The organism is Roseovarius mucosus DSM 17069, from assembly GCF_000768555.3.
Classification (GTDB): Bacteria; Pseudomonadota; Alphaproteobacteria; order Rhodobacterales; family Rhodobacteraceae; genus Roseovarius; species Roseovarius mucosus.
In genome coordinates, this window is record NZ_KN293977.1 from 238,075 (window position 1) to 253,543 (window position 15,469).

Consider the following 15,469-nt stretch of genomic DNA (forward strand, 5'->3'; position numbering starts at 1 on the left):
GCCCCCAATCTGGTCGCTCGGATCAGAGCCGGACGCCCGTGCCCTGCAACACGCCATGTTCCAGCGCATAGCGGGTAAGCCCCGCGGTCGAGGCGATGCCGAGTTTGCGCTTGATGTTCTTGCGATGGGTCTCGACCGTCCGCACGGAAATATCGAGCGCTTGCGCCACGTCTTTATTGGATTTGCCTTGGGCCAGTTGCAGCAGGATCGTCTGTTCGCGGTTGGTGAGTTGTTCACGCTCGGGGTTCTCATAAGGCGCGAGCGAGCCCTTGGCCCCGGTGCAGAGATAGCGTTGACCGCTCATCACCGCGTCGATGGCGCGCTTGATCTCATCCGTCGGCACGTCCTTGAGCACATAGCCCGCCGCGCCATGGCTGAGCGCCGAAGAGATATATTCGGGGCTGTCATGCATGCTTAGGATCAGGATGCGGGTGTCGGGGCATTTTTCAAGGATGATTTCAGCCGTGGTCAGCCCGCCCAACCCCGGCATGTTGAGGTCGAGCAGGATCACATCGGGGGCAAGCGCTTCGACCCGGTCAATAATCGCCTGACCGTTGCCCAGCGTGGCCAGGATTTCCACGTCATCATAGCTTTCGAGAATGGACTGGATGCCTTCGGCCACCATCGGGTGGTCGTCCACGATCACGATCCGGATGGGTTTGGGGCTCATGCGCGGGCCTTTTCCTTGGGGTTTGGCCGCTCTTGTGGCGGCAAAAGGTGGGTGAGCGGCACGGTGGCCTCGATCGTCGTGCCGGTCTTGCCCGAGATCACGGTGAGGGTCCCGTCGAGTTGTTCGACCCGTTCCTGCATATTGCGCAGGCCAAGCCCGCCACCGGGCGTGCCCGAAGGTTTGGCGCGGTCGAGGCCACATCCGTTATCAGCGATACGCAAGGTAGCCCCGCGCGCATGGCCGCGCACATCAACGGTGACGCGGGTGGCACCAGAGTGACGCTCGATATTGGTAAAGGCCTCTTGCGCCACGCGGTAGAGCGCGATCTTGGCCTCGTCATCCAGCCGGTTGCGAAACACCACTGTACTGAACTCGGTCACAATGCCGGTGCGTTTGCCAAATTCTTCGGCCAGCGTCTTGAGCGCAGGGCCAAGGCCCAGATCATCGAGGACACCGGGACGCAGGTCACGGCTGATGCGGCGCACCTCCTGGATGGCACCTGAGAGGTGCGTGATACCACGCTCCAGCGTATCGGCGGCGCGTGCGTCCCCCGCCGCCAATCGTCGCTTGGCAGTGTCGAGGGCGTAGCGGACGCCGACGAGGATTTGGCTGATGCCGTCATGCAGCTCGCGTGCGACGCGGCCGCGTTCCTCTTCTTGCGCGTCAAACACGCGTTGGGTCAGTTTCTTGAGCTTGGCGTCGGCAAGGCGGCGCTCGCGGATATTGATGAACAGGCCCGAGACGAACACGAGCAATAGCGCCGCCAGCATCGCCGCGCCGATGTAAAAGAAGGTGCGTTCCACCCGCGCCTCGACCTGGCGGCGCGAGGCGGTAACAGTGGCCACAACATCGTCGATGAAAACACCGGTGCCAACAGCCCAGCGCCAATCCTGAAGCCCGATCACATATGTCACCATCTGCGCGCGCTCGCCGGTTGAAGGCTTGGGCCACTCATAGCTGTGATAGCCGCCGCCGCTGCGCGCAAGGCGGATCAATTCATCTGTGATCGGCTGGCCGCCATCATCCTCTAGCCCCGTCCAGTTGCGGCCGATGAGTTCCGTGCGTCTAGGACTGACAAGGTTGGTGCCGTCATAGTCGAACACAAAGAAATAGCCGTCCTGCCCATAGAGCATGCCCGCGAGAATCTGGCTGACCTGTTCCATGGCGCGTTCGTCGTTGGGCGCAGCCCGCCCATAGATGTTCACAAAGGCGGTGCGGGCGATGGAGAGGTAATTCTTGAGTTCGGCGCGCTTGGCCTCGATCAGTTGCGCCTCGAGTGTTTCGATCTCGCGTTCCGCCAATTGGCGCGACTGCAGCGTGACCACGACTGAAATCGCCACTGCCGTAAGGATCAGCGGCAGGGTGGCGACCAGAAAGAGCTTTTGGCCGTAATTCAGCCGGATGCGAGCGAGCAAGCGTTGCATGGATCAGCGATAGGGCCAAATGCGCGCCATTTCCAGCGTCTCGTGTTTCAATGCTCTGGCGGGTGCCAATCGGCGGGCGGCACATCCCGGCGACGCAGGCGTAGTGCCAGGCCCAAGGCCACACCGACCCCGATGGCGACCGTAAGGTCGGCCAGCACGGTGAGAATGAGGGTGAGCAAGAGCAGAACCCGATCCGAGGGGTGGTCGGCCATATAGCTACGCCATTTGTGCGGCTCAGACATATTCCACGCGATCAGCATCAAGAGACCGGCAAGGGCGGGCATGGCAAAATAGCCTGCGAGCGGGGCCGCGAGCAGCATCACCAGCAGGATCACGAGCGCATGAACCATACCCGCCACCGGCGTGCGCCCGCCTGCGCGCACATTGGTAGCGGTGCGGGCAATTGCGCCCGTGGCTGGCAACCCGCCAAAGAGCGCCGAGCCGATATTGGCCACGCCATTGCCGATCACCTCGGCGTTGGGTTGGGATTTGTCGCCGATCATCCGGTCTGCAACGGCCGCAGAGAGCAGCGATTCCACTCCCGCCAGAAAGGCGATAATGAGGGCAGATGGCAGCAGGTCGATCATCCGCTCAAGGCTGAGGTCGGGTATGCTGGGCATGTTGGGCGTGTTGGGCAGAGGGCCAAAACGCGACAAGAGTGTATCAACCGGCAGATGCCAAAGCGCCACGGCGGCGGAGGTGAGGCCCACGGCCACGATCAGACCCGGATAACGGGGGGCTGCGCGGCGCAGAACCACGATAAGCACCATGGTTGCCAGGCCGATCACCAGCGCTTGCGGGTTGAACGTGTCTCGGGCGTGCCAGAGCGCCTCTATCTTATCAAGAAATTCAGCCGGCAGGCTTTCGGTGTTGAGGCCGAGAAAGTCTTTGATTTGGCTGGTGGCGATAATGATGGCGATGCCAATTGTGAAGCCATTGATCACCGCCTCGGGGATATGTCGCACGAGGCTGCCTGCGCGCAATCGGCCTGCGATCACAAGGATCACGCCGGCCATGAGTGTGGCGATGATCAGCCCATCTTGACCGTGTTCAGCTATGACGCCGTAAACCACGACGATAAAGGCGCCTGTGGGACCACCGATTTGCACCCGGCTGCCGCCCAAGGCCGAAATGAGAAAACCCGCGATGATCGCCGTTGTCAGCCCCGAGGCTGGGTCTGCGCCCGACGCAATGGCGATAGCGATGCTGAGCGGCAGCGCCACCATGGCCACGCTGATACCTGCGAAGAGGTCCGCACGAAACAGGGCGCCGGTGTAGCCCGGGAGGGTGGAAAAGATTTTGGGTGTCATGCGCGAATCTCAACACCCGCGCCGATCCGGTTTCAAGCACAAAGCGCGGGCTGCGTGCACAATTGCATGCAAAGACCTGTCTAGACCCCGAAAATCATCACGAAAGTTTGCACCTCGCCCCGGTTTCTACGCAGTAGTCGGTATTTGCAGATGCAGAACCCGTCGTTAAGGTCTGCCCACTACACAGGATCCGGGTGCTGTCAGAGAGGTGGCGGCACTGTCACAATAATGGGGAGGAAACCACATGGATCGTCGCTCTTTTCTGAAAAACACCGCTTTGGGTGGCGGGGCCGCTGTTGCCGCGTCGACGCTGGCGGCACCGCTCTATGCGCAGGGCGTGCGCAATCTGACCATGGTCACGACATGGGGTCGGGGCCTTGCGGGTGTGTTTGACGCCGCACAGCGCGCCGCCGACAACATCAACGGCATGGCCGATGGCAGCATCGTGATCGACGTCAAGGGTGCCGGTGAACTGGTGGGTGCATTCGAGGTGTTCGACGCCGTGACCGCCGGTCAGGCTGATATGTATCACGGGGCCGATTATTATTTCGTCGGTCAGCACCCTGCCTATGCGTTCTTTACATCGGTGCCCTTCGGCATGACCGCGCAGGAACTGGTGAATTGGTACTACCACGACGGCGGTGCTGCGTTCCATGACGAGCTGGGCCAGATCTTTGGTCTCAAGTCTTTCCTTGCGGGCAACACGGGCGCGCAGGCCGGTGGCTGGTTCTCGAAAGAGATCAACGGTCCCGAGGATTTCAACGGTCTCAAATTCCGCATGCCGGGTCTGGGCGGCAAGGCGCTGGGCAAACTGGGCGCATCGGTTCAGAACATTCCGGGTGCCGAAGTCTATCAGGCGCTGGCGTCTGGCGCGATCGATGGCACCGAGTGGATCGGTCCCTGGGCCGATGAAAAGGCCGGGTTCCAGGAGATCACCAAGTTCTATTACACCGCCGGTTTCCACGAACCGGGTGCGGGTCTGTCGATCGGCATGAACCGCGAAGTGTTCGAGAGCCTGACCCCTGCCCAGCAGAAGATGGTCGAGATCGGCTGCGCCGAAGCGCATCAGTGGAATCTGGCGCAGTTCCTGTCCAACAACTCGTCCGCGTTGCAGCGTTTGCAGTCCAACGGCGTCAAGACGCTGGAATTCCCGGATTCCGTCTGGGATGCCTTCGGTCAGGCATCGGATGCCGTGCATCAAGAGAACATGGGCGACGAAATCTACAAGCGCGTCTATGACAGCTACATGGCGTCGCTGAAGTCGTCTTCGGCTTGGATCAACAAGTCGGACGGTGCCTACACCGCGCAACGCGACCGCGTTCTGGGCTGATCCCCGGCGAATGGTTTGATTGGCAGGTCCCGTATGCCGGGGCCTGCCGCTACCGAATGACGGGCCGCGCGGGCCCGCAGCACCGCGCGTGAGGGGGACAGGATGCTGGACGCAATTCTCTGGATTTTCCAGAATATCGGCATGGCCTTTTACAATCTGGTCTATGCCCTCAGCCATCCCGCAAGCTGGCTGAATTGGTCCGACAAAGAGGCGATCATGCGGGTCGTTTATTATGGCGGCTCGGTTGAATTCTTTTTTGTGGTCTTCACGGTGTTTCTGGTGCTTACCGCCGTGGGCATCTGGAAAAACGAATTCATGTGGGGCTGTGTGCGCGGGTTGGAGGGAATGGCCAACACGGTCGGCCGTTTTGCTGCTTGGGCCGGGCTGATCATGGTGATCCAACAGATACTAATTGTATTTATTCAGCGTATCTTTGCCCGTCCCGATATGGTGTTCGGCATCGGTATTCCGCTCCAGTTCGACATCAGTTGGTATTCCGAAGAACTCAAGCTCTACAACGCGCTGATCGTCACGCTCTGCGCTACATACACCTTTGTCCAAGGCGGGCATGTGCGGGTGGACCTGATCTATGCGCCGGTGAGCCATGCCACCAAAAAGATCATCGATATGGCGGGCAGTCTGATTTTCATGATGCCGATGGCGGTGTTGACGTGGATGTATGGCTGGTTCTTCATGTGGCGGCACCTGATCGTGCCGAACCCTTCGGCCAGCGAACCGCTGGAACGTCTTTTGATGAAGTCCCGCGCGTTGCGCTGGAATGTGGAAACCATCGGGTTCAGCCCCAACGGGTTCAACGGGTACTTTCTGTTCAAGGTGTTGCTAGTGCTCTTTGCAGGCATGGTGTTCCTGCATGCCATGGCGTTTTTCTGGCGCTCTTATCTGGAATTCAAGGAAGGCCCCGACAGTCTGGGCAAATACCTCGACCGCGACACGCTGGGCGAGGGTGAAGAAGCCTTTGAAGGCACACATTAAAGGGGCAGGGACCAATGCTATTCGGACTGGACGGCGTCGAGATCGGGCTGATCATCGTATTCTTGTGCCTCTTTGGGGGTATTCTATCGGGCTTTCCCGTGGCCTTTGCCATTGGCGGCGCGGGGGTTGTGGCATTTGGCATTATTGCCGGGTTGGACAGCGCGGGGCTGCTCATCCATCAGGCGATCGACACAACGAGCGAAGCCTATAATTCCGTTCTGGCGAGCGGTGTGCGGCCCGATGCCATTTCGATCTTTCGCTATCCGGATTTGCCGCGCGCGGCGCAGCCGGTATTCCCGCTGGGCTGGGAGGTGGCGCTGGATCGCAATGTGTCCTTCCTTGTGAACCGCATCAACGAGCGGGTCCTGGCGGGCGCGTCGATCGAGACGCTGCTGGCGGTGCTGATGTTCGTGATGATGGGGATCACCCTGGAGCGCTCCAAGATCGCCAATGATCTCTTGACCACCATGGCGCGGGTTTTTGGCCCTCTGCCGGGCGGTCTGGCGGTGTCGGTCGTGGTGGTTGGAACCTTCCTTGCGGCCTCGACAGGGATCGTGGGGGCCACGGTGGTAACAATGGGCCTTTTGAGCCTGCCCACGATGCTGCGCGCCGGCTATAGTCCGCAACTGGCGACTGGCGTCATCGCGGCGTCGGGCACGCTAGGCCAGATCATTCCGCCCTCGATTGTGATCGTGCTCTTGGGGACTTTGGCGGGCGATCTCTATTCCGTGGCGCAGGAAAACCGGGCGCTGGCGGTGGGGTGCTCGGACGCACTGACCTATTTGGGAGAGCCGGCGGTGGTGTCGGTGGGCACGCTCTTTCAGGCGGCGCTGTTGCCGGGCGTGATGCTGGCGTTGCTCTATGGGCTTTATGCATTCGGGTATGCCTTGGTGAACCCGTCCAAGGCCCCGGCTGTGCAGATCGCCGGGGGCGGACGCGGTGAGGTGATCACCCGTGGTGAGGGGTTCACGTGGTTTCTGGGTGTCCCGATTGCGCTGATTGCCGGAGTGATGTTGCTCTCGACCTTGGGTATGGTCGGCAGTCAAAACCTGATCGTGGACAGTTTCAGCGATCAGGGTAAATCCGCGTCATTGCGCACCAATGTAAGCGCCGAATGTCAGGCGGCCATGATCGAGTTGCACGGGCAGTCGAAATGGGATGCGGCCGTGGCTGAACAACAGACGATTGACGCAGCAGGTGGCGTCACCGCGAGCGTGCGCCTGACGCCAGAAGAGATCGATGCGTTGCGCCTGCAAAAAGAGGCAGACGCAGCCCCGATCGGCACTGGTGTGGCCACGCTGATGGTGATGCTGGGCATGACGCTGGCCGTGGCGCGGGGCGTTTCCCCGTCCGCAAATCCGGCGCCGCTCTTGATCGGGGCGCTTGGGATCGTGTTGGGGATATTGGTTGATATTACGCTCATCCGTCCTTCAACCTCGTCTGGGGTGACGGTCTTGCTCTTGGCCATACCTCTGGCCATGGCCTGCTATGGCTGCGCCCACGGCGCAGCGCGGATGGCCAAGAACGAACTGATCCGCGTGGTCTTTCCGCCCCTCGTGCTGATTGTCGCGGTCCTGGGGTCGATCCTGGGCGGGATAACCAACCCGACCCCGGCGGCGGCACTGGGCGCTGGTGGGGCCATAATGCTCGCGGCCTATCGCAAGCTGCGCGATCAGGATCGGTCCCCCAAGATCATCATCCTGGCCACGCTGGCGGTGGTGCTGTCGATCCTGATCGGCATCAACTTTGACCTTCGGATCAATCAGGACGGGGTCAGCTTTGAATCCTGGGTTGCGTTCTTCTTTGCCTATGCCGCCTATCTTTACGCTGTTTTTGGCCTCTTGTTTGCGTGTTGGGTGCTTTATTCCGGTGGGGTACTGACGCCCGTGGTGCGTGAAACGGCAAAGGTCACGAGCATGGTGTTTACCATCTTGATCGGCTCGCAGCTCTTGAACCTTGTGGTCATCAGTTTTGGGGGCGAGCATTACATCCAGGAATTCCTCAAGAGCTTTGACAACGAGCTCAAGGTTTTCCTGATCGTGATGCTGGTGCTTTTCGTGCTGGGTTTCGTGCTCGATTTCCTAGAGATCATCTATATCGTGATCCCCATCGTGGGGCCGGTGATCTATGGCGGGACCTTTGATCCAAAATGGGTCACGATCATGATCGCGGTCAATCTTCAAACCTCGTTTCTGACGCCGCCTTTTGGGTTCGCGCTGTTCTACCTGCGCGGGGTGGCCCCCAAAGAGGTTACAACCGGCCATATCTATCGCGGCGTGATCCCTTTCGTGCTGATCCAGCTTGGGGCACTTGGCCTTTTGTGGTTCGTCCCATCGATTGTCACGATTGTGCCCGCCTTGATGGCAAACTGAGGCTGCGCCGTGCCCTGCGGAGATGATCCGCAGGCCCTGGCACCGGATGTGCATAGGTCTGGCCGCCCCTGGTTTGGGGCGGCTTTGACCTTTTTAGGTACAGGCACAAAGGATCGGATAAACAGTCGAAATTTTGCCTTGTAACTCTCCCACAGGGGCGGCTATACGCGTCAACGGAGCTGTGGCCGAGTGGTCGAAGGCGCTCCCCTGCTAAGGGAGTAGGCCCGGAAGGGTCTCGTGGGTTCGAATCCCATCGGCTCCGCCACTTGCACATTGCAAACGCGAAAACAGGTCCCTCACGGGGCCTTTTTTTATGTGCCTAAGGGGTTTGCAGGGACCATCCGCCCTTCGGAGACTGACGGCCTGCGCGAGATCGGTCTCTGAACGCCTATCGTCTCTTTCCACCTGCCCCGCGCTCCTGGCGAGGTAGGTAGAAAAATCCCCATATATTTCGGTGAACTGACGGGATCGCGTTACGCCCGTGTTTCGCTAGTTCCGGCTTGTCTCAAACCAGATGGCGACGCGACACGGGCGGCGTGGTCGTTGGTATGTTTTGGGAGATTTGAGCGAAGTCTCTGATGACAAACGCAGTTTCGGCCCCTAGCCTGGCGCAATGTCAAACGGGCCATGGACAGATCAAGAGAACGACCTGATCGTCGCGGATTACTTCGCGATGCTGGCCGACGATCTATCGGGAGCCACGCCGAACAAGGCGGCATCCTATCGAACACTCGCGGAGCGGATCGATCGCTCAAAGAAAGCGATCGAGTACAAGCATCAGAACATCAGCGCCGTTCTCAAGGGGTTAGGTGAGGCTTGGCTGACTGGTCTTGCTCCTGCCTTCAATTATCAGAGTTCGCTTGAGGATGCTGTTCAGCGTTGGATGAAGTCGCATCCGGACTGGGCGTCCGTGGTCTTGCGCAACCGCCCGCCGACAGGCCTCGCGGAGGCGCGGCCGATCTGGATCGGGCCGCCGCCCACGCTGTCGAACCAGCCGCCGCCGCAGGAGCTGGAGCAGATGCAGCATATCGCCCGCAAATTCGATGTCGCGGCGAGAGACGAGCGAAACCGCGCCCTCGGCCGTGCCGGAGAGGAGTGCGTCCTAGCGCATGAGCGTGCATCCCTGAAATCAGCGGGCCGCGAGGATCTTGCGCGCAAGGTCAGGTGGGTATCGGAGGAGGATGGCGATGGTGCGGGCTACGATATCGCCAGCTTCGCGCCGGATGGCCGCCCACGTCTGATCGAGGTGAAGACGACGAATGGCTGGGAGCGTACCCCTTTCCACATCAGCCGCAACGAGCTGGCCGTGGCCGAAGAGCGGCGTTCGGAATGGTCCCTGTTCCGGCTCTGGAACTTCTCGCGCGAGCCGAAGGCGTTCGAGTTGCACCCACCACTGGACGCGCATGTCTCGCTGACCGCGACGGCCTTTCAGGCGAGTTTTCATTGAATACAATAGCAGTTCCTTTGCGCCGCTTGATCGTCTTCAAAGGTTTATAAAGCTTCACGGTCCTATCCATGGCTATTCTTGTCGGAAATTTCGGTTAAGAATCTGCGAGGCAGTAGAGGCAAATCTGTGCCGCGTATTGGTGGCAGCAGGTCACCTCGAACCAGCCGGGTCAGCGTCCATGAGATCGGCGGCACTATGCTTGCCGGGAACAGGAGTGTGTCGCGCAGCCAGGGCAGCAGACGGCTCTCACTCTGATAGAGCGGTGTGAACACCCGGCTGGCAAGCTGATAAAGACCCACATGCCGGTGGCGGGAAGCCGCGTAGCGCTCCAATGCGGTCGTGGGCGGTTCGTGCTCAAGCCAATGGGCCAAGGCAAAGGCGTCGAGCAGGGCCATGTTGGCCCCTTGGCCCAACTGTGGGCTCGCGCGATGCGCGGCATCCCCGATAAAGGCTATGCCGGGCGCAATCGGGCGCCTCAGGGTGCCGTGGCTATAGCGGGCCATTGTCATTCGCTCGGGTGCGTCAATCTGGTCAACAAACGGGGCCAATGCCGGCCAGAGGTCGCAGGCTTCGGCTTTCCAGGCATCAAGACCCCGGTCGAGCCATTCGGCGTGCCCATTATAGGGTAAAAGCCAAAACAGCGCGGCCTTGGGGATGTCATCGCCGGGCATGCGCCCGACGGGTAATATGCCGGTCATGCGATTGGCCTGCCGATAGCGTTGGGTCAGCATGTCAGAGGGCAGAGCGCCGTCAACCCAATCCACGGTTCCCCAAATTGCGCCAAAAGCCAGAGGGCGGGCGACAAGCGGTGAAAGCAATGAGCCGGCACCGGAGGAATCTATGATGAGATCAAACGCCTCAGACCGTTCACCGTTTTCGAAGTGAAGCCGACCGTCCTTTTGCGCGATGACCTTGCTATCCGTATGCAGGGTTGGCCCGCTTGTCATCGCCGCCTTGAACAGCAGGTCGAACACAGCGGCCCGGTGTATTCCGAGCCCGGGTTGTGCGCCGTAGTGCGTGTCAAGCACGCGCCGTCCGCTGCGCGCGGAATGCCCAAGCAGCCTTGATATCGGGGCGCCCATGTCTCGTGCCACGTCTCCAAGCCCCATGTGATCGAGAACCGCCAGCCCGACGGGTTGAAGCATGAGCCCAGAGCCGACAGGCGCCGGCTCTGAGAATTGATCAAAGATGGAGACGGAATGATTTTGTCGGCGCAGCAATAGTGTGCATGCCAAACCGCCAATGCCCGCACCGACGACTGCGATCCGCATATAGCTTTCTCCTGAATGTCAGGGGTATCAATCATTGAAAAGTTAAAGTATCAATGACTTAACACCAAAAGTTCACCTGTCGTGACATCTCTGCTACCCAGTTCCAGCTTGGTACGCCGTATCGCGGCTGGGCAAGCGTCAAGGACGTTGGTTGCAATGGCCTTGGTCTTGACCGGGGTGCCTGGTTTGAAAACCCCCTTGTCCAGAGTAAGCCAGATCGGGTCATGCAACAGCGCTACGCACCCGTGGCAATCGGCAGAATTTTCCCACCCGGTCGGCTCACGCGCCGCTTGATTTCACGGTTTCGTGATGTCTATGCTTTTGCACAGGATCAACCCGCATAGCACCTGGGGCTTTCGTCAGTGATTTCACATAATCCTTCGCTCTGCGTTCTTTGCGCGCAGGCTTGAAGGGGACGGTGTTGGGTGAGCGGCGGTTGATTGGTGGAGTGTGTAGGTCCGACTTGGCTCAGTCATTGAGCTTTCCGGACAAGATTTCTGAAAACTACCCAATTATTGAAAATGGAGCCATGAATGTTTCCCGACTCATTTGACGTGACAAGCCTCGATGATCTGACCGCACTGAATGGTCAATTGCTGACGGCACTGACCTTTCTCAACGATCAGGATCTGAGCAATGCATTTGCTGTTGATCCCGAGACCATCACGGTCGGCGAATACCTTGCCCTGCTCGACGCGGCAGAGGCGAGCCTACTGTCCACGGACTTCAGTTTTCTCCTTGGCGTGATCCCAACGATCAGGGCGCAACTCTCGACCATCCTGACACCGGACCTCGTGCCGGACGGGCTGAGCGTGCAGCAGGTCATTGATCAGTCAATTGGTATTCTGGAAGATATCGCCGCGGGCGATGTCAGCATCCTGACCGTTGGCTTTGATGCGATCCGGACCGTGTTGGAGGGCGTGCCCTCGGATACCCTGCTGCTGGATGCTTTCGATTTTACGGGGCCTGGCAACCCCGATATCGTCGACGCTTTCCTTGACCTCTTGCCGCAGTTTTCGACGGATGCCTTTCCGGGATGGGTCTCTGGTGATCCGCATCTCAAGACTTTGGATGGGGTGGATTACGATTTCCAGGCGGCGGGTGAGTTTGTTTTGTTGCAATCCACCGATGCGCAGGGCTTTGCCTTGCAGGCGCGGATGGTTCCGGTAGGCGAGAATGTCAGCGTCAATCAGGCGATTGCCACCAATCTCGATGGCACGCCGGTGATGATCGACGCGGCGGATACGGAACCGCTGCACGTGAATGGCGTGGCGGTTGCTCTGGCGGATGGATCGGCGCTTGATGTGGGCGAGGGGCGCATTTACCGGCGCGGAGATGTTTACACCATTGTCTATCCCGGCGCGGATGGTGTGATCGGCAATGGCGACAGTCAGGTTGTCGTGCGGGTACGGGATGATCGCCTCGACCTCGACGTGCGTCTGAACGCCGAGCTGCTCGGATCGCTTGAGGGGCTGCTTGGCGATGGTGACGGCAACCCCGACAATGACATTGCGCAGGCTGATGGCACCGTGCTCGCACGGCCCTTGGTCTTCTCGGAGCTTTATGGTGCCTATCGCGATGATTGGCGGATCAGCAGTCTTGGGGACAGCCTCTTTACTTACGACGCAGGTGAGAGCCCGGATGGGTTCTTTCAGTCGGATTTTCCCGGTGCGATTGTCTCGCTGGACACACTTGATCCCGGAGTTCTTGCCGCTGCGCGCGATGCAGCGCTTGCCGCGGGATTGCAAGAGAGCAGCGCGGCCTTCGACAATGCGGTGCTGGATTTTGCCCTAACCAATGACGAGAGTTTCCTGACCTCGGCGCTTGAGGTGCCCTTGGCCAGTGTCGGCACAGAATTGGCGGATACATTGATCGGCAACGCAGGCGATGACGTGCTGCGCGGTCTGGGGGGCGATGATGGTGTGTTCGGTCAGTCTGGCAACGATATTCTCGACGGAGGAGATGGGAATGACTCGATTGCCGGCGCGGATGGCAATGATCTGATCTCCGGCGGCCTCGGCCACGACAATATCGGTGGTGGTCTGGGGAATGACACCATCGACGGTGGCGATGGGGATGACATCATCGGCGGTGGCTTTGGCGCGGACAGCATCACGGGCGGCGCGGGCAATGACGTGGTGGCAGGCGGCGCCGATAATGACACGCTCTCGGGCGGCGACGGCAATGACAGCATGTCGGGCAGTTTCGGCAATGACCTGATCGACGCGGGCGCGGGCAATGACGACATCGGCGGCGGCACCGGGCGCGACACGATTGATGCAGGGGCCGGTAACGATAGCGTCGGTGGCGGCGAAGGCGATGACGATATCTTTGGCGGCGATGGCAATGATTTCCTTGCGGGCGGTGGCCGGGATGACCTGATCGACGGCGGCACGGGCAATGACACGATCAATGGCGGGGCCGGGAACGATGTGATCACCGGCGGCAGCGGCGCGGATCAATTCGTCTTCTCGTCCTTCTTTGACGGTGAGGCCGATGTGATCACCGATTTCGAGGATGGCATCGACAGCTTCTTCATCCGCCGCGTAGACCCGGATACGGGCGAGACCAATATCACCAACGGCGGCAACGGCCTTGCCGGGTTCGTGGCGGCGATGAACATCATCGACACGGAGGCTGGCGCGCAGATGACCGTGAAGGGCAACACCATCCTTGTCGAGGGCGTGACGGCGGCGCAGCTGACCGTGGATGATTTCCAGTTCCTGTGAGACCTTTTGAACCCGCCAGCGCAGCCTGGCGGGTTCTTTCTGCAACGGTGGTGGGGGGCAGTTTGAAAGGTGTGCCGTCGGAAATCACGTTCCGCTCCAGAAAAAATCTTGGAAAATTGAGTACCTCTATAAATCGAAATCTTTCTGAATCAAATAGTTGGAGAAGTTTGGCTCTCTGTCCGAAGCGGATAGGTTTCAGGCACCGCTTGGTGCTGTGCGGGCAGGGAATCGACGCTCGATCAAGCAGACTTGCAAGGGGGGATTCATTTGTGATTTCTATTGAATCTCGTAAAATTCATTTGCTGAGGCCATCATGATCGACAAGCTGGAGATGTTCATCGCGGTGGCGCAAGAGGGGCATTTTGGCCGTGCGGCGGTGCGGGTCGGGATCACGCAACCCTCACTCTCGGCGGGGATCAAACAGCTTGAGGAGCAGTTGGGCGTGCAGCTCATTTTTCGGGGCTCGCGCTATGGTGGCCTGACACCCGAAGGGCAGGCAACACTGGTCTGGGCGCGACGGATCGTCGGGGACGCGCGGCAATTACGGGAGGAAATGCGCGCTAAACGGCATGGCTTGTCCGGCCAGTTGCGCATTGCGGCCATTCCCACTGCGCTGACATGGGCGGCGCGACTCTGCCATCGTTTCAACGCCAAGCATCCCAAGGTGCGGTTCACGATCCTGTCGCGGACCTCTATCGAGATTCTGTCGATGCTCGACAATCTCGAGATTGATGCGGGCATTTCCTATCTCGACAACGAGCCGATGGGTCGCGTCAGCATGGAGCCGCTTTATGAAGAACGTTATATGCTGGTCTGCGCCAAGGGTGCGCGTTTTGCCGGGTGCGAGAGCGTGGGGTGGGATGAACTTTCCGGGGAGCGGCTCTGTTTGCTGACGCCCGACATGCAAAATCGCCGGATCATCAACCGTAATTTTGCTGCCGTCGAGGTTACGCCAGAGGCGTGGATCGAATCGAATTCGACCGTCGTTCTGATGGCCACGGTCGAGGCCGGGGGCTGGGTTACGGTTCTGCCCGAGGATGCCGCTCGGTTCCATGCCAACGGCAAGAATGTGGACCTGATTCCGTTGATTGGGTCCGAACCTGCGCATTCGGTGGGCTTGGTGGCCCCTTGGCGCGAGCCGCATACGCCTGTGTTGGAGAGCCTCTTGCGCGAGGCGCGGCGACTTGGTGCTGACGTTTGATAGGTGATGCCTATCGAGTGACCGTATTGCGATATTGATAGGACATGATAAACTCTGTTTGACTGGCTGCAGCAACCGCGAGAGGCCAGCCATGACAACACCCACCTCGGATGACATCGACGCTATCCTGAAAGAGCATACCCACCTTGAAGGGCCGCTCTTGCCGATACTGCATGCTTTGCAGGAGACGTTCGGATATGTACCGACGCAGGCGCATGCCCCAATCTGTGAAGCGCTGAACATCAGCCGGGCAGAACTGCATGGTGTCATCACCTTTTACCACGATTTCCGAGCCAATCCCGCTGGTCGGCATGTCCTCAGGATTTGCCGGGCCGAAGCCTGTCAAGCGGTGGGTGGGGCCGCGCTGGCCGAGGCGACGTTAAAGAAATTGGGGCTGGACTGGCACGGCACCACCGCCAATGGCGCGGTGACGGTCGAGCCGGTCTATTGCCTTGGCCTCTGTGCCTGCGCCCCTGCGGCGATGCTGGATGATCGTGTGGTTGGCCGGATGGACGGCGTCCGGATGGACGCTCTCTTGGCGGAGGCGGGCGCATGAAGATTTATGTTCCCATGGACAGCGCCGCCAAGGCGCTAGGCGCTGAAGAGGTCGTGGCTGCGATTCGTGCCGCCGCACCTGCGGCCGAGATCATCCGCACCGGCACGCGCGGCATGATCTGGCTGGAGCCGTTGGTGGAAGTTGAGATTGACGGGGTGCGCCATGG

12 protein-coding genes and 1 tRNA gene are annotated in these 15,469 nt (G+C 59.9%); 9 read left to right on the top strand and 4 right to left on the bottom strand.

Annotated features, from left to right (window positions below):
• Positions 1 to 22: 22 nt before the first annotated feature.
• From ROSMUC_RS06690 to ROSMUC_RS06700, 3 genes are read right to left on the bottom strand one after another with little or no spacing between them, the layout of a single operon-like run.
• Positions 23 to 670, bottom strand: coding sequence for a response regulator transcription factor (locus ROSMUC_RS06690; RefSeq protein WP_037270903.1), 648 nt, complete (start codon positions 668 to 670; stop codon positions 23 to 25).
• Positions 667 to 2,094 carry a cache domain-containing protein gene (locus ROSMUC_RS06695; protein WP_037270906.1) on the bottom strand — a complete coding sequence of 476 codons (1,428 nt, stop codon included), beginning with the start codon at positions 2,092 to 2,094 and terminating at the stop codon, positions 667 to 669. The genes ROSMUC_RS06690 and ROSMUC_RS06695 overlap by 4 nt, the downstream gene beginning before the upstream one ends.
• A gap of 47 nt (positions 2,095 to 2,141) precedes the next feature.
• Complete coding sequence (locus ROSMUC_RS06700) at positions 2,142 to 3,404, bottom strand: SulP family inorganic anion transporter (protein WP_037270908.1); 1,263 nt, start codon at positions 3,402 to 3,404, stop codon at positions 2,142 to 2,144.
• A gap of 244 nt (positions 3,405 to 3,648) precedes the next feature.
• Here ROSMUC_RS06700 and ROSMUC_RS06705 point away from each other — a divergent pair, with 244 nt between their 5' ends.
• The 5 genes from ROSMUC_RS06705 to ROSMUC_RS06725 all read left to right on the top strand — a co-directional run bounded on the left by ROSMUC_RS06705 (position 3,649) and on the right by ROSMUC_RS06725 (position 9,546).
• Entirely contained in the window at positions 3,649 to 4,734 is a 1,086-nt protein-coding gene (locus tag ROSMUC_RS06705; protein ID WP_037270910.1) for a TRAP transporter substrate-binding protein, read from the top strand.
• Positions 4,735 to 4,836: 102 nt separating this feature from the next.
• Positions 4,837 to 5,727, top strand: a complete 891-nt coding sequence (locus ROSMUC_RS06710; RefSeq protein ID WP_037270912.1) for a TRAP transporter small permease subunit — start codon at positions 4,837 to 4,839, stop codon at positions 5,725 to 5,727.
• A gap of 14 nt (positions 5,728 to 5,741) precedes the next feature.
• Positions 5,742 to 8,099 (top strand): TRAP transporter large permease, encoded by a 2,358-nt coding sequence (locus ROSMUC_RS06715; RefSeq protein ID WP_037270914.1) that lies wholly within the window; start codon positions 5,742 to 5,744, stop codon positions 8,097 to 8,099.
• Between the two features lie 175 nt (positions 8,100 to 8,274).
• Positions 8,275 to 8,364 (top strand) — tRNA-Ser (locus ROSMUC_RS06720).
• A 348-nt stretch (positions 8,365 to 8,712) separates the two neighbouring features.
• A complete protein-coding gene (locus tag ROSMUC_RS06725; RefSeq protein ID WP_037270916.1) occupies positions 8,713 to 9,546 on the top strand; it encodes a protein NO VEIN domain-containing protein in 834 nt (277 codons plus the stop codon).
• Positions 9,547 to 9,608: 62 nt separating this feature from the next.
• On the opposite strand, the gene ROSMUC_RS06730 is transcribed toward ROSMUC_RS06725, so the two are convergent.
• Positions 9,609 to 10,817, bottom strand: a complete 1,209-nt coding sequence (locus tag ROSMUC_RS06730; RefSeq protein ID WP_075571715.1) for an FAD-dependent oxidoreductase — start codon at positions 10,815 to 10,817, stop codon at positions 9,609 to 9,611.
• Positions 10,818 to 11,350: 533 nt separating this feature from the next.
• Between ROSMUC_RS06730 and ROSMUC_RS06735 the strand changes: the two genes are divergently transcribed.
• The 4 genes from ROSMUC_RS06735 to ROSMUC_RS21735 all read left to right on the top strand — a co-directional run.
• Positions 11,351 to 13,546 (top strand): VWD domain-containing protein, encoded by a 2,196-nt coding sequence (locus tag ROSMUC_RS06735; RefSeq protein ID WP_102105884.1) that lies wholly within the window; start codon positions 11,351 to 11,353, stop codon positions 13,544 to 13,546.
• Between the two features lie 313 nt (positions 13,547 to 13,859).
• Positions 13,860 to 14,747 (top strand): LysR family transcriptional regulator, encoded by an 888-nt coding sequence (locus ROSMUC_RS06740; protein WP_037270918.1) that lies wholly within the window; start codon positions 13,860 to 13,862, stop codon positions 14,745 to 14,747.
• 91 nt (positions 14,748 to 14,838) lie between these two features.
• Positions 14,839 to 15,303 carry a formate dehydrogenase subunit gamma gene (locus ROSMUC_RS06745; protein WP_037270920.1) on the top strand — a complete coding sequence of 155 codons (465 nt, stop codon included), beginning with the start codon at positions 14,839 to 14,841 and terminating at the stop codon, positions 15,301 to 15,303.
• Positions 15,300 to 15,469 (top strand): thioredoxin domain-containing protein (locus tag ROSMUC_RS21735; protein ID WP_483880252.1); only part of this gene is annotated, 170 nt, incomplete at its 3' end. The genes ROSMUC_RS06745 and ROSMUC_RS21735, both read left to right, overlap by 4 nt.